General features: G+C 67.4%; 19 protein-coding genes. 17 read left to right on the forward strand and 2 right to left on the reverse strand.

The window, feature by feature from the left end; all coding sequences use genetic code 11:
- Nucleotides 1–126: 126 nt before the first annotated feature.
- Nucleotides 127–1,887 carry a nif-specific transcriptional activator NifA gene (gene nifA, locus FBZ90_RS18990; protein WP_211102171.1) on the forward strand — a complete coding sequence of 587 codons (1,761 nt, stop codon included), beginning with the start codon at nt 127–129 and terminating at the stop codon, nt 1,885–1,887.
- A gap of 68 nt (nt 1,888–1,955) precedes the next feature.
- Nucleotides 1,956–2,165: a TOBE domain-containing protein gene (locus FBZ90_RS18995; RefSeq protein ID WP_145734548.1), complete on the forward strand. Its 210-nt coding sequence runs from the start codon at nt 1,956–1,958 to the stop codon at nt 2,163–2,165.
- Nucleotides 2,166–2,190: 25 nt separating this feature from the next.
- On the opposite strand, the gene FBZ90_RS19000 is transcribed toward FBZ90_RS18995, so the two are convergent.
- On the reverse strand, nt 2,191–2,769 hold the full coding sequence (locus tag FBZ90_RS19000) for a DUF2478 domain-containing protein (RefSeq protein ID WP_145734549.1): 579 nt from the start codon (nt 2,767–2,769) through the stop codon (nt 2,191–2,193).
- Between the two features lie 325 nt (nt 2,770–3,094).
- On the opposite strand from FBZ90_RS19000, the gene nifT reads away from it, so the two are divergent.
- The 14 genes from nifT (at nt 3,095) to FBZ90_RS19070 (ending at nt 10,990) form a co-directional block, all read left to right on the forward strand.
- Nucleotides 3,095–3,310 (forward strand): putative nitrogen fixation protein NifT, encoded by a 216-nt coding sequence (gene nifT / locus FBZ90_RS19005; RefSeq protein WP_145734550.1) that lies wholly within the window; start codon nt 3,095–3,097, stop codon nt 3,308–3,310.
- 1 nt (nt 3,311) lies between these two features.
- Nucleotides 3,312–4,211, forward strand: coding sequence for an SIR2 family NAD-dependent protein deacylase (locus FBZ90_RS19010; protein WP_145734551.1), 900 nt, complete (start codon nt 3,312–3,314; stop codon nt 4,209–4,211).
- 285 nt (nt 4,212–4,496) lie between these two features.
- Nucleotides 4,497–5,996 (forward strand): nitrogenase cofactor biosynthesis protein NifB, encoded by a 1,500-nt coding sequence (gene nifB, locus FBZ90_RS19015; RefSeq protein ID WP_246130522.1) that lies wholly within the window; start codon nt 4,497–4,499, stop codon nt 5,994–5,996.
- A 70-nt stretch (nt 5,997–6,066) separates the two neighbouring features.
- The gene (locus tag FBZ90_RS19020; RefSeq protein WP_145734553.1) at nt 6,067–6,291 is read left to right on the forward strand and encodes a 4Fe-4S dicluster domain-containing protein; all 225 of its coding nucleotides are present in this window, start codon (nt 6,067–6,069) and stop codon (nt 6,289–6,291) included.
- A gap of 11 nt (nt 6,292–6,302) precedes the next feature.
- On the forward strand, nt 6,303–6,635 hold the full coding sequence (locus FBZ90_RS19025; RefSeq protein ID WP_145734554.1) for a HesB/IscA family protein: 333 nt from the start codon (nt 6,303–6,305) through the stop codon (nt 6,633–6,635).
- 87 nt (nt 6,636–6,722) lie between these two features.
- A complete protein-coding gene (locus FBZ90_RS19030; RefSeq protein ID WP_211102173.1) occupies nt 6,723–7,211 on the forward strand; it encodes a hypothetical protein in 489 nt (162 codons plus the stop codon).
- Entirely contained in the window at nt 7,204–7,992 is a 789-nt protein-coding gene (locus FBZ90_RS19035; RefSeq protein ID WP_211102175.1) for a 4Fe4S-binding leucine-rich repeat protein, read from the forward strand. The genes FBZ90_RS19030 and FBZ90_RS19035 overlap by 8 nt, the downstream gene beginning before the upstream one ends.
- Nucleotides 7,989–8,336, forward strand: coding sequence for a nitrogen fixation protein NifZ (locus FBZ90_RS19040; protein WP_145734556.1), 348 nt, complete (start codon nt 7,989–7,991; stop codon nt 8,334–8,336). Before FBZ90_RS19035 ends, FBZ90_RS19040 begins: the two co-directional genes overlap by 4 nt.
- A complete protein-coding gene (locus tag FBZ90_RS19045) occupies nt 8,333–8,572 on the forward strand; it encodes a nitrogen fixation protein NifZ (RefSeq protein WP_145734557.1) in 240 nt (79 codons plus the stop codon). Before FBZ90_RS19040 ends, FBZ90_RS19045 begins: the two co-directional genes overlap by 4 nt.
- A gap of 43 nt (nt 8,573–8,615) precedes the next feature.
- On the forward strand, nt 8,616–8,960 hold the full coding sequence (locus tag FBZ90_RS19050; RefSeq protein ID WP_211102177.1) for a DUF3024 domain-containing protein: 345 nt from the start codon (nt 8,616–8,618) through the stop codon (nt 8,958–8,960).
- Nucleotides 8,961–8,971: 11 nt separating this feature from the next.
- The gene (locus tag FBZ90_RS19055; RefSeq protein WP_145734559.1) at nt 8,972–9,232 is read left to right on the forward strand and encodes a hypothetical protein; all 261 of its coding nucleotides are present in this window, start codon (nt 8,972–8,974) and stop codon (nt 9,230–9,232) included.
- Nucleotides 9,229–10,401, forward strand: coding sequence for a DegT/DnrJ/EryC1/StrS family aminotransferase (locus FBZ90_RS19060; protein ID WP_145734560.1), 1,173 nt, complete (start codon nt 9,229–9,231; stop codon nt 10,399–10,401). The genes FBZ90_RS19055 and FBZ90_RS19060 overlap by 4 nt, the downstream gene beginning before the upstream one ends.
- A gap of 47 nt (nt 10,402–10,448) precedes the next feature.
- Nucleotides 10,449–10,757, forward strand: coding sequence for a 2Fe-2S iron-sulfur cluster-binding protein (locus tag FBZ90_RS19065; RefSeq protein WP_145734561.1), 309 nt, complete (start codon nt 10,449–10,451; stop codon nt 10,755–10,757).
- Between the two features lie 14 nt (nt 10,758–10,771).
- The gene (locus tag FBZ90_RS19070) at nt 10,772–10,990 is read left to right on the forward strand and encodes a hypothetical protein (RefSeq protein ID WP_145734562.1); all 219 of its coding nucleotides are present in this window, start codon (nt 10,772–10,774) and stop codon (nt 10,988–10,990) included.
- Nucleotides 10,991–11,023: 33 nt separating this feature from the next.
- Here FBZ90_RS19070 and FBZ90_RS19075 read toward each other — a convergent pair whose 3' ends face one another.
- Complete coding sequence (locus tag FBZ90_RS19075; RefSeq protein ID WP_145734563.1) at nt 11,024–11,449, reverse strand: group II truncated hemoglobin; 426 nt, start codon at nt 11,447–11,449, stop codon at nt 11,024–11,026.
- Between the two features lie 251 nt (nt 11,450–11,700).
- Here FBZ90_RS19075 and sufB point away from each other — a divergent pair, with 251 nt between their 5' ends.
- The gene (gene sufB / locus FBZ90_RS19080; protein ID WP_246130500.1) at nt 11,701–13,185 is read left to right on the forward strand and encodes a Fe-S cluster assembly protein SufB; all 1,485 of its coding nucleotides are present in this window, start codon (nt 11,701–11,703) and stop codon (nt 13,183–13,185) included.
- The last annotated feature ends 39 nt before the right edge of the window (nt 13,186–13,224 follow it).

The following is a 13,224-nucleotide window of genomic DNA, read 5'->3' on the forward strand; positions in this document are numbered from 1 at the left end:
GTGAATTTCACTTGCGGTCTCGTGCTGCGCCTGCGAAGCTTTGTGGCAGGTACTTGACTGGACTGGCAGTTGGCAGGGGTCACGCCGCCGCATTGGCGGACCCCAAGACACGAAAGGATTCGTGCGATGCCTATGACTGGTTCCGCCTCTCATGCGTCCGCGACATCCACTCCACCCCTTTCGGTGGCCGATCGGGCGCGTGCTGGTGGCTTCTCCTCCCGTGCGGAAATAGCGCTGCACGGTGTGTATGAGATTTCCAAGATCCTGGCGGTGCCCGCCCGCCTGGAAACCACCCTTTCCAACGTCCTGGCGCTGCTGTCCAGCTTCCTGGAGATGCACCACGGCATCATCGCCTTGCTGGGGGATGACGGTTCGCCCCAGGTGGTGGTGGGGCTGGGATGGACGGAAAAGAACGCCAAGAGCCATTTCGACCGGCTGCCCGAACGGGCCATCGGCCAGATCGTCACGACCCAGATGCCGGTCGTGGTCGAGAACGTGGCCGACAATCCCCTGTTCGACGACTGGTCCGCCACGGAATGGGGCGCCGGCTCGCGCATCTCCTTCATCGGTGTTCCCATCAAGGAAAGGGACCGGGTCATCGGCACCCTGACGCTGGACCGCACCTGGGAGGGCAAGGCCACCTTCCGCCTGGATGAGGACGTGCGCTTCCTGGTGATGATCGCCAACCTGGTGGGCCAGACGGTGCGGTTGCACGACCTGATCGGCCGGGACCGCGAACGGCTGATGAGCACGCAGCGGCGCCTGGAAAAGGAGCTGTCCGAAACCGCGCGGGTGGAGCGCGAGGCCCGGCCCCAGGGCATTGTCGGCAACAGCCCGGCCATCCGCTCGGTCATCGACAAGATCAAGATCGTGGCGCGCAGTCACTCCACCGTGCTGCTGCGCGGGGAATCCGGCACCGGCAAGGAGCTGTTCGCCCGGGCGACGCACGACCTGTCGCCCCGCCGCGCCGGCCCGTTCGTGAAGCTGAATTGCGCCGCCCTTCCGGAAAGCATGCTGGAATCGGAGTTGTTCGGGCACGAGAAAGGCGCCTTCACCGGCGCCCTGACACAACGCAAGGGCCGCTTCGAGCTGGCGCACGGCGGCACCCTATTCCTGGACGAGATCGGGGAGATCTCGGCCTCTTTCCAGGCCAAGCTGTTGCGTGTGCTGCAGGAGGGGGAGTTTGAGCGCGTGGGCGGCTCCCGCACCCTGAAGGTCGACGTCCGGCTGGTGGCCGCCACCAACAAGAACCTGGAGGATGCGGTGGCGCGGGGTGAGTTCCGCGCCGACCTCTACTATCGCATCAACGTCGTTTCCATCTTCCTGCCGGCGGTGCGCGACCGCCGCGAGGACATCAACCTGCTGGCGTGCGAGTTCCTGAAGCGCTTCAACGAGGAACACGGCACCCGCAAGAGCCTGACCTCCTCGGCCTACGCGGTCCTGGAAAGCTGCTACTTCCCCGGCAACGTCCGTGAGCTGGAGAATTGCGTGCGCCGGACGGCCACCCTGTCGAAAGAGTCCGGCATCATCGCCGATGACTTCGCCTGCCGGCATGACGAATGCCTGTCGGCCACCCTGTGGAAGGGCGCCATCGGTCCAGGCAGCGCGTTCAAGATCATGTCGCGCCCGGCGGCCCCGGTGCCGCTGCCCCGCCAACCGGCATCGCCGGCTTCCGCCCCGGCACCGGAGGAGGGGGAGGGCCGCTGCCCGCAGGCCGGCACCTGCACGGTGGCGCAGGGTGACGGCTTGTCGGAACGGGAACGCCTGCTCCAGGCGATGGAGACGGCCGGATGGGTACAGGCCAAGGCCGCGCGGCTGTTGAACCTGACGCCGCGCCAGGTCGGCTATGCGCTGATCAAGCACAACATCGAGGTCAAGAAATTCTGAATTCCCGCCAGGATCGAGAGCGGGTGCCTGGGCCCCGAGGGGGCCGTTGACTTGAGGACGGAACAGCAATGAAGCTGAGCGCGCGTAACGTCATCGCCGGTAAGGTCGTTGCGGTCACCAAGGGGGTGACCACGGCCCATGTGAAGATCGAGATCGCCAGCGGTCGCCTGATCACCTCCTCCATCACCAACGAGGCGGTGGACGATCTGGACCTGAAGGTCGGCGACGACGTCTCCGCCATCATCAAGTCTTCCGACGTGCTGATCGGCAAGGAATAAGGGCCGCCCGGCCCTATTCCCCGCGTTATTGCAGGGCGGCGGCCGGCTCAGCCTGCCGCCGTTCCGCCCGGCGGGCCCACTCCTGCCACCAGTCGGCTACCACCGCCGCGTTGCAGGCCAGGGTGGTGCCGTAGCCCCCGGTGAAGGCCGCCCAGGCATCGTAGAAGCGCCAGGGCACGGCGGTGAGGATCGGCAAGCCCGCGTCGATGGCGGACGCAATCTCACCGCGCAGGCCGCGCCCCTCGGCCTCCGTCTTGCCGAACTTATTGACCATCACCAGTTCCATCCGGTCGGCGACCGCTTCGGCCACGGCCAGGGCCGCGTCCGCCAGCCCGCCCGTGTCAAGGCGGCAGGCCACCGAACCGGGCCCCAGGTTCTGGCAGATGGGGATGACCCGGCCGCTCCGCAGATCCACCACCTCCATCAGCTTGATGGGCCCGCATTCGCTCCGGCGGTTGCGCTGGACGATGCCGCCCACCCGACGTCCCTGCTCCCGCAAGCCCAGGGCGAAATCGGCCAGCAGGCTGTCCACATCCTCCTCCGGCTGATAGACGACGGCGGCCAGGTTCAGCAGGTTCTCGGTGAAGGTGACGCTGTCGGGCATTGGGACCTCCTGTCGGCGGAAGTGTCCCCGGCGCGGGCGCCGGGGGTCAAGGGGACACATGGTCCCCCGGGACCATTTCCCCCATCTGGCCACTGCATCCCGCATGCCATGCCAATGAAGACAGGGACAGGCCGGTTTGCGGCGGCGGGGCGAGCCGGCGCGGTAAGGGATGCGACAGGCCTTGTCGGGTTCCCGACGCGGCGATGCGCGGGGCGGCGCGGCGAAAGGGCGGAGTTCCGCTGCTTTCTCGGATGGCACGGCCCTTGCTGAAATGGATGGGCCCGCAAACCTGCCCAAGGCCGCACCAGCGCAAGGACCGGTCCCGATGAAAGTGATGATCCGCCGTTCGCCTGAAAGCGGCCTTTCCATCTATGTGCCGAAGAAGGATTTGGAGGAGCCGGTGGTCGAGACCGAACACGAGGGCCTGTGGGGTGGCTGGATCCGCATCGCCAACGGCTGGGTCCTGGACCTGCCGGAAATGGCCGCCGATACGCGCCTGCCTGTGACCGTGAACGCCCGCAAGCGGGGGGAGGAGGACTGAGATGACGGTTTCAGCGACCGCGGCCCCGGAAGGCCCCCGGACAGCGCCCCCCGCTTTGACGGACGGACTTGAGGCGGAGCGACTGCTGGCCGATCTGGCTGCCCGGCTGCGGGCCGGCGCGCTGGTCCCCTATCTGGGGCCGGCCCTGGCGCAAGTGTCCCCGGACTTGCCGGAAGCGCCGGTGACGCATGAGGCGCTGGCCGAGTTCTTCGCGGCCAAGGTGGCGCTGCCGCGCCGGGCCAAGGGCAACGCCTGGGCGGCCGCCCAGCATATCGAAAGCACCCGCCACCGTTCCACGGTGTCGGCTCTGATGGCGGAGGCGTTCCGGGCGCCGATGGCGCCCACGGCCCTTCACCATCACTTGGCGGCTTTGGGCGTGCCCCTGATCGTCGACACCTGGTACGACGGCGCCATGCGCGCGGCCCTGGCGGCGACCGCCACGGTCTGGGGGGAGGTGCAGGGGATCACCCGCGCCGGCATCGGTGAGGATCGCTGGTACCGCTTCTACGACGCCCAGGGACAGGAAACAGGGCGGGACGCGGCGGAAACTTGGGATACGATCCTTTACAAGCCGCATGGCGGCGTGGACCCGGTCCGCAACTTCCTGATCTCCGATGCCGACTATGTCGAGGTCCTGACCGAGATCGACATCCAGACGCCCATTCCGGACATCGTCAAGGAACGGCGGCGGGGGCGCGGCTTCCTGTTCATCGGGTGCCGCTTCCATGACCAGCTGTTGCGGACCTACGCGCGGCAGGTCTCCAAGCGCTCGGGCGACCGCCATTACGTCGTGGTGGAGCCCGGCGATCTGACGCGCAACGAGGTGAAGTTCTTCTCGGCCCATGGTCTGGTCCCGGTTGCCGTGCCCCTGGCGCGGGCGGTTTCGATTTTGTGCGGCTGATCCTGTCGGCTTGCCGACGTGTTGTCCGGCTTGCGCTGGGTTTGTCGGCAACCGCACAGGGGCCACGGGGCGAAAGCCCAAGCATTCTGGCGCTTTCGCCCGTCCGATGAGTGGCATGGCCTTTGCTGAATAGTCGGGAGCCGTCGGCCCCGTGTCGCTTGAGGCGTAAAGCAAACTTTCCAATCGAGAGTGCCGGCGCGATCCGCCGGCCCAACAAGAGGAACGGACATGCACGCATCCACATCGCAGGGCGGTTCGGGCACTCTGGTCACCATCGACGCCGTGATGCAGCAGGTGGCCGAGCATAAGGGGTGCGGCACGCAGGGCGGCAGCGGCAAGGCCAGCTGCGGTTCCGCCGCCGGGCAGGGCGACCTGCCGCCGGAGATTTGGGAGAAGGTGAAGAACCATCCCTGTTACAGCGAGGAGGCCCACCACCACTATGCCCGCATGCATGTGGCCGTGGCGCCCGCCTGCAACATCCAGTGCAACTACTGCAATCGCAAGTATGACTGCGCCAACGAATCCCGCCCCGGCGTGGTCAGCGAGCGGCTGACGCCGGAGCAGGCGGCCAGGAAGGTGCTGGCCGTCGCCTCCACCATCCCGCAGATGACCGTGCTGGGCATCGCCGGGCCGGGCGACCCGCTGGCCAACCCGGCCAAGACCTTCAAGACTTTCGAACTGATCGCCCAGACGGCGCCGGACATCAAGCTGTGCCTGTCGACCAACGGCCTGGCGCTGCCGGACCATGTCGACACCATCGCCCGCTACAACATCGACCACGTCACCATCACCATCAACATGGTGGATCCGGAGGTGGGGGCGAAGATCTATCCCTGGGTTTTCTGGAACCACCAGCGCTACACCGGGGTGGAGGCGGCGCGCCTGCTGACCGAGCACCAGCTGCGCGGCCTGGAGATGCTGACCGAGCGCGGGATCCTGTGCAAGGTCAACTCCGTCATGATCCCGGGCGTCAACGACCACCATCTGGTTGAGGTGAACCGGGCGGTGAAGTCCCGCGGCGCCTTCCTGCACAACATCATGCCCCTGATCTCCGCGCCCGAACACGGCACCGTCTTCGGCCTGACGGGCCAGCGCGGCCCCACGGCCCATGAGCTGAAGGCCCTGCAGGACGCCTGCGAGGGGGAAATGAACATGATGCGGCACTGCCGCCAGTGCCGGGCCGATGCCGTCGGCCTGCTGGGCGAGGACCGCAGCGCCGAATTCACCACCGAAAAGATCATGGAGATGGAGGTGGACTACGACCTGGAGGGCCGCAAGGCCTATCAGGCGCGGGTGGAGGAGGAGCGGGTGGCCAAGGTGGCCGCCAAGCAGGAGGAACTGGCCGGCCTGGCGGGCGCGGACAGCGACATCCGGCTGCTGGTGGCGGTGGCGACCAAGGGTTCCGGCCTCATCAACGAGCATTTCGGCCACGCCAAGGAATTCCAGGTCTATGAGCTGTCCACCGCCGGCGCCAAGTTCGTGGGCCACCGGCGCGTCGATCTTTATTGCCAAGGCGGTTTTGGCGATGAGGACAGCCTGCAGACGGTCATTCGCGCCATCAACGACTGCCACGCCGTCTTTGTCGCCAAGATCGGCGGCTGCCCCAAGGCGGACCTGGTGCAGGCCGGCATCGAGCCCGTGGACCAGTACGCCCATGAGTTCATCGAGAAGTCGGCCATCGCCTGGTTCAAGGGCTATCTGGAAAAGGTGGCCGCCGGAGAGCTGGTCCACACCCTGCGGGGCGACGCCGCCATCCGCCAGGGCGCCCTGATCGTCGCCGCCTGATGCCGTTCCGTTTGGACCGGGCCGGCCGCATCCGGCCCCGGCGCCATTTACCAAGGGAGAACACAAAGCCATGGCCTACAAGATCGTCGCCTCGCAATGCACCAGCTGCTCCGCCTGCGAGGCGGAGTGCCCGAACGTGGCGATTTCGGAAAAGGGTGGCACCTTCGTCATCAATCCGAAGAAGTGCACGGAATGCATCGGGTATTTCGATGTGCCGCAGTGCGTCGCCGTCTGCCCGGTGGACAACACCTGTGTCATCGACACCGCCTATCCCCGCTATCAGGCGGCCGGTTGAGGGGGATGGCGATGACCTTCACGATCACCCCGGCGGCTGAACGCTTCATCCGCTTCATGCTGCGGGCCGATGGCGGGCCCCAGGCTGGCTTCCGCCTGGTCCTGAGCCCCGGCGGCTGTTCCGGCCTGTCGGCTGACATGAGCGTCCGCGCGACCCCCGAACCGGGCGACGCGGTGGTCGAGCGCGACGGTGTGCGCCTGTTCCTGCCGGCGGAAAGCCGGCTGCTGCTGGCTGGCGTCACCATCGACTTCGCGGACGGCGCCGCGCAAAACGGCCTGGTGTTCCGCGACCCCAAGGCCACGTCCTGCGCCACGGCATCCACGCCCATCGTGCGGCTGCAATAAGCGGGGGACAGGGCCATGCGGGCGGCGGACAGGACCGTGATGATGTCCCCTGACGGGAACGGGCAGCCCCCCATCCCGGATGATGACATGCTGTCCCTCGCCGTTCTGGGGGGTGGTCTGCCGCCGGAGGTGCAGCAGCACCTGTCCGCCGCCGGCGAGGCCTATCACCTGGATGAGGTGGCGGAACGCCACCTGCGCCTGGCGCGCCTGGCGGCGCCTTGGCATCCGGCTGTCCTGATCGCCCTCTATCGCTTCTACTTCTACAAGGGCCGGCTGAAGGAGGCGCTGGATATCGCCCGCCTTTGCCTGGCCAAAGCGGCGCAGGACAACCACCTGCCCGCGGACTGGCGTCAGGTCGTGGCCACGGACGCGGATTTCAGCCGCTTCGACGCGCCGCTGCCCCGCTTCTTCCTGTTCACCCTCAAGGGCTACGCCTACCTGCACATGCGTACCGGCGGCCTGGATGAGGGCTTGGCGGCCGTCCTCAAGCTGCTGGAACTGGACCCCAGCGACAAGGTCGGGGCCCAGGTGCTGCTGAACGTCATCCATCGCATGGGGCAGGATGATCATGACTGACATCGATGAAGCCGTGGACTGGCGGGGCCAGGTGATTTCCTGTGGGACGTGCGTCCACGCGGCGCTTCAGGCCGCCGGCCGCTGCCGGCTGAAGCACGCCTGCGTCAACGATCGCTACGCCCGCCGCATCGACCGGTTCTTCACCTGGAACCCTGGTCTGGCCAATGGCCATGTGCGCCATCCGCATTTCGAGGTGCGGGCCATCGCCGCCAAGCACGCCGACATCTTCCTGTTGCCGCCCATGCTGGACGATCCGGAGGAGGCGGTGCGCTGGAACGCCGTGCGGCGCCTGCCCCGGCGCTATGCCCTGCGCCTGCGCGACGATCCCCACCGCGAGGTGCGCATCCGGGTCGCCGCCCTGCTGGATGAGGCGGACCTGATCCCCATGGTGCGTGATCCCGATTATTATGTGCGCCTGATGGTGGCGCGCCGCGTCGGGCCCGGCCTGCTGGCCCGCATGATCGACGACAAGGAGCCGGAGGTGCGCCGCCTGGTCGCCACCCGCGCGCCGGTGGAGTGGCTGATCCGCATGGTCGCCGATGCCGACGCCAGCGTGCGGCATGAGGTGTCCAAACGCCTGCCGGGCGACCTGCTGGCCCGCCTGAAGCGCGACCCCGATTGGCGGGTGCGGTTCGAGGTTGCCACACGCCTGCCCGTGGCGCAGCTCGCCGATCTGGCCCGGGATGAGGACATCCTGGTGCGGGAAATGGTGGCCTCGCGCCTCTCGCCGACCCCGACACTCCCCATGCTGGAGCCCCCCATACTGGAGGTTGTGCCATGAGCAATATCGTCCGCGACAGCGACGTGGTCGAGATCGTCGACCCGCCCGCCTTCGCCTATGGGGAAAAGGTGCGGTCCCGGCGCACCGTCCGCAATGACGGTACCTATGCCGGGAAGGAGATCGGCGACATCCTGGCCAAGAAGGGCGAGGAGGGCTACGTCGTCAGCATCGGCACCTTCCTGCAGCAATTCTATATCTACGGCGTCGAATTCCTGGGCAGCGGCAACCGCGTGGGCATGAAGCGCAAGGAGTTGGAGGCCGTCTTCGCGCCGGCCGAGGATGACGACACGCCCCTGCCCACCGCCTTGCCGGTACCGGGCCAAGTCCTGGGGGGCCGGCCATGATCGAGCCCCGGCAACCCCTGTACCAATGGGGGCAGCGCATGCGCGTGGTCACCGACCTGGTCAACGACGGCGGTTACCCCGACATGCCGGCCGACGCCCTGCTGGAACCGGCGGGCACGGTGGGGGAGATCGTCCAGGTCGGCACCCATGTCGACAGCGGCACGCCCATCTACCTGGTCGAATTCGCCGACCGGCGGGTGATCGGCTGCCTGGAGGAAGAGATCGTTCCGGTGTGAAGGAGCAGACCTGGCGGAAGGGCCCAGGGGAGGGGCTATGTGCATGATGGCGGCATCGCAAAGTCTCCCCATCGGGGGGCACCCCAACGACGTGGACCGCAAGCGCATCGAGCGCGCTCTGCGATCGCGCCAACGCTATCTCTACGTCCGCCCCACCGTCGTGCCGGCGGCGGGCGGCTATCGCATCGAAAGCCCCTGCTGTTCCCGCAATGTGGACCGCGAGGGCGGGGTGGTCGACGTGGCGCTGATCCAGTTCAGCCAGGGGACCTGGCGGCTGTTCCGCAAGGACCATGTCCAGGGCGTCTGGGAACTGCACGGCGCCTTCGGCCGGTTGAGTGACCTGTTGGACCTGCTGAACGTCGATGCCGATCGGCAGTTCTGGCAATGACGGGGGATGACATGGCGGTTAGCGCAGACGATCTGGCGACGATGGATGCCATTCTGGGCGCAGCGGCGGAGGATGTCTTCGCCACGCTGCGCCACCAGCTGCCCCATCTGGCCTGGACGCGGTGCGACGCGGCGGATGTGGCCGAGGACCCGTTCCGCCGTTACGGCGGTTTCGACGTGCATCTGCTGGACGGCAGCGGGCACTGCGTCCGCCTGACGGATGAGCCCGCCCACGCCACCGGCGTCCTGCTGGCCCGGCGGGGTGCGCCATGACCGCCCTGGCCGAGGTTCCAGAGGCGGATGGCTTGATCCGCCTCAGCGATCCGGACATCACGCCCGCCGATTTGGCGGCGGTGGAGCGGGTGCTGCGCTCCCCGACCCTGGGGGTCGGGGCGGTGACGGCGGCGTTCGAGGCGGCGTTCGCCACCTATCTGGGGCGGCGCCATGCCGTGGCGGTGGCCAGCGGCACGCTGGGACTGCTCATGGCCTTGCGCGCGCAGGGCATCGGGCCGGGGGATGAGGTCATCGTCTCCCCCTATGGCTTCCGTGAGACGCAGCACGCCGTCAGCCTGTCTGGCGCCCGGCCGGTCTTCGCCGACATTGATTATTGGGCGGGGACGCTGGCGCCGGAAAAGGCGGCCGCCCGCATCACCTCCGCCACGCGCGCCATCGTGGCCGCCAACACCAACGGCCATCCAGCGGCCTGGTCGGCGTTGCGGGACCTGGCGACGGCGCATGGCCTGATCCTGATCGAGGATTCGACCGAGGCCATCGGCTCACGGTATCGGGGCGCCTTGGTCGGTACCTTCGGGGACACCGCCGTGTTCGATTTCTCCCAGCCCGGCGCGCTGTGCTGTGGCGAGGGCGGCATGGTGGTGACGGACGATACCGATATCGCCATGGCCCTGCGCCGGCAGTGCCGCCACAGTCTGGCGGAACGCACCTCCGTGGTGGTGGGGGGCACGCCGCCCTATCAGGCGGGCTTGAGCGACCTGGCGGCGGCCCTGGGGCTGGCCCAGTTGCGGCGGCTGGATGAAATCCTGGAAAAGCGCCGGGGCGTGCAGCACCTGTATTTCAAGTACGTCCAGTCCTTCGAGGGCATCAAGGACCCCTACATCGGGCCGGATGTCACCGAGGTGAACTGGTTCCTGTACCTGGTTCAGCTGGGCACCCGCTTTTCCCGATCCAGCCGCGACGCCATCGTCGAGGACCTGCGCCTGGCGGAGGTTGAGGCCGCCGCCTACTGCCAGCCCCTGCATCTGCAGCGGCACTATTTCGACCTGGGTCACCGCCGTGGCGACTACTTCGTGACCGAGAAGGTGGCGGACCGCGCGGTGGCCCTGCCGTTCCATACGCACCTCGGCGAAGACCAGATCGCCTACGTGGTGGAGACCATGAAGGACGCCTCCGTCAACGTCGGCGCCGGGGCCGCGATCTACTGATCCATTCCTCACCATTCCAGCCTCAAAGATTTCAGGGAGCGTTTTCCATGTCACTTCTCACCATCCTGCCGTCCGGCAAGACTGTTGACGCCGCCGAGGGCATGACCCTGCTGGCCGCCATTCTGGCCGCGGACGAGACCTTGACCCACAAGTGCAACGGCAACGCCTCCTGCGGCACCTGCCATGTGTTCGTTCAGGAGGGCCGCAAAGGCCTTTCCCGCATCGCACGGGAGGAGAACGAGCGGCTGGACGCCATGGTGGGCGTGGGGTCGAAGTCGCGCCTGGCCTGCCAGGCCAAGGTGCTGGGGACCGAACCCATCAAGGTGGAACTGCTGGGCTTCGGGTCCGGCCTATAAGACAGGAGGGGCGAATGCACGTCGAAACGGTGATGATCCACGTCCGCTTCGCGCCGGACGGCTCGGTGACGGAGATCGGGGAGAGGCCGCCGGCCCTCACCCCGCAAGCCTGGTTCAACCTGCTGAGCGTGAAGGCGGCCGACCAGTACCAGACCTTTGCCGGCGGGCGGGGTGTTTTCCGCCTGGGGCGCCCGGTGGTCGAGGGCTTGAAGGGGGCGGCCGCCGCCCAATAGGCCGCCGCCTTTCTGGGGGGCGTCGCGGCCGGGTCATCCGGGCGCGGCGCCCGCTTCCGTTTCCGGCTGGTTGCGCATCCAGTCGGCCAGTGGTGCCAACGCGCCCAGGATGGCCTGGCGGATCGCGTCATCCGGAACGGTGACCGTCAGCGCCCGGACCATGCACAGCATCCAGGCATCGCGCTCCGCCGTGCCGATCCTGAAGCCCATATGCCGCGCCCGGAGGCGCGGATGCCCCCGCTCCGCCGAATAGGCGTTCGGGCCGCCCATCCATTGCGCCAGATACAGGATCAGGACACGCTTCGTTTCCGCCAGGTCGGCCGCGTGCAGGGCACGCAGGTCCCGGGCCTCCGGCGCCGTGTCCATCTCATGGTAGAACGCCTCCACCAGCCGGCTGATGGCGGCCTGGCCGCCAATGGCCTCATAGATCGTCGTCTGGACGGTCGCTTCAATTGCCATGGCTGCTTCCGCTCCTGTGCCGTGTCGCCATTTCCCGCTTGGGGAACTGCAGAAATCGTGCCGTCGCGCATGTCGGCCATATCGGCTCCGATAGCGGCCCTTGGTGGTGAATCCCCCTGTCGGGATTGTGACAAACGTCGGGTTACGGACGCGCCAATCCCTTGGAAAAGCGCGGAAAAGCGGGACGTCGCCGCTGGCACGCCGGTTGCTGAACGTATTTGGCAAGCCCAGCCACGATCGGATCGGCCATCATGTCGGACATCACGACCGCCAACCGCCCCGCCAGCAACGCCCCGGCGCCCGACGTTCTGGACGGTATCGTCCAAGGCGACGGGTACAAGTACGGCTTCGTGACCGAGGTCGAGACCGACGACGCGCCACCGGGCCTGAACGAGGACACCGTCCGCTTCATCTCCGCCAAGAAGGGGGAGCCCGCGTGGCTGCTGGAGTGGCGGTTGAAAGCCTTCCGCCGCTGGCGAACCATGGCGCCCCCGGACTGGGCCAAGCTGGACATCGCCCCCATCGATTACCAGGCCGCCAGCTATTACTCCGCGCCCAAGGCGGCCGCTGGCCCGAAAAGCCTGGATGAGGTCGATCCCGAGCTGTTGAAGACGTATGAGAAGCTGGGCATCCCCCTGGGGGAGCGCGCGGCCTTGGCCGGGGTCGCGGTGGACGCCGTGTTCGACAGCGTCTCCGTTGCCACCACCTTCAAGGATAAGCTGGCCGACCTCGGCATCATCTTCTGTTCCTTCGGCGAGGCGGTGCGGGAACACCCGGACCTGGTGCGGCGCTACCTCGGTTCCGTGGTGCCGCAGGGCGATAATTTCTTCGCCGCCCTGAACTCCGCCGTGTTCAGCGACGGCTCCTTCGTCTACGTGCCGCCGGGCGTGCGCTGCCCCATGGAGCTGTCCACCTACTTCCGCATCAACGCCGCCAAGACCGGGCAGTTCGAGCGCACCCTGCTGATCGCCGACAAGGGGGCCTATGTCAGCTATCTGGAGGGTTGCACCGCCCCGCAGCGCGACGAGAACCAACTGCACGCCGCCGTGGTGGAACTGGTCGCCATGGAGGATGCGGAGATCAAATATGCCACCGTCCAGAACTGGTACCCCGGGGATGAGAACGGCAAGGGCGGCATCTACAACTTCGTCACCAAGCGCGGCGCCTGCCGGGGCGCGCGGTCCAAGATCAGCTGGGCACAGGTGGAGACGGGGTCGGCCATCACCTGGAAATACCCCAGTTGCCTGCTGGAGGGCGAGGGGGCGACGGGCGCCTTCTATTCCGTGGCGATCACCAACAACCGCCAGCAGGCCGACACCGGCACGAAGATGATCCATATCGGTCGCAACACCACCTCGACCGTCATTTCCAAGGGCATCTCCGCCGGGCGGGGGCAGAACACCTACCGCGGCCAGGTCAAGGTGCTGTCCGGCGCGGATGGCGCCCGCAACTACACGCAATGCGACAGCCTGCTGATCGGCAAGCGCTGCGGCGCCCACACCGTGCCCTACCTCGACGTGCGCCACCCCGGCGCCACGGTGGAGCATGAGGCGACCACCTCCAAGATCAGTGACGACCAGATGTTTTACTGCCAGCAGCGCGGCCTGACGGCGGAGGACGCGCTGTCGCTGATCGTGAACGGCTTCTGCAAGGAAGTGCTGAACGAACTGCCCATGGAATTCGCGGTCGAGGCGCAGAAGCTTCTGGCCGTCAGCCTCGAAGGCAGCGTCGGCTAGGCCGCCTGCCCTTTCCCGCCACCCCGACCCAGTGAAGGG

The organism is Nitrospirillum pindoramense (genome assembly GCF_007827955.1).
Classification (GTDB): domain Bacteria; phylum Pseudomonadota; class Alphaproteobacteria; order Azospirillales; family Azospirillaceae; genus Nitrospirillum; species Nitrospirillum amazonense_B.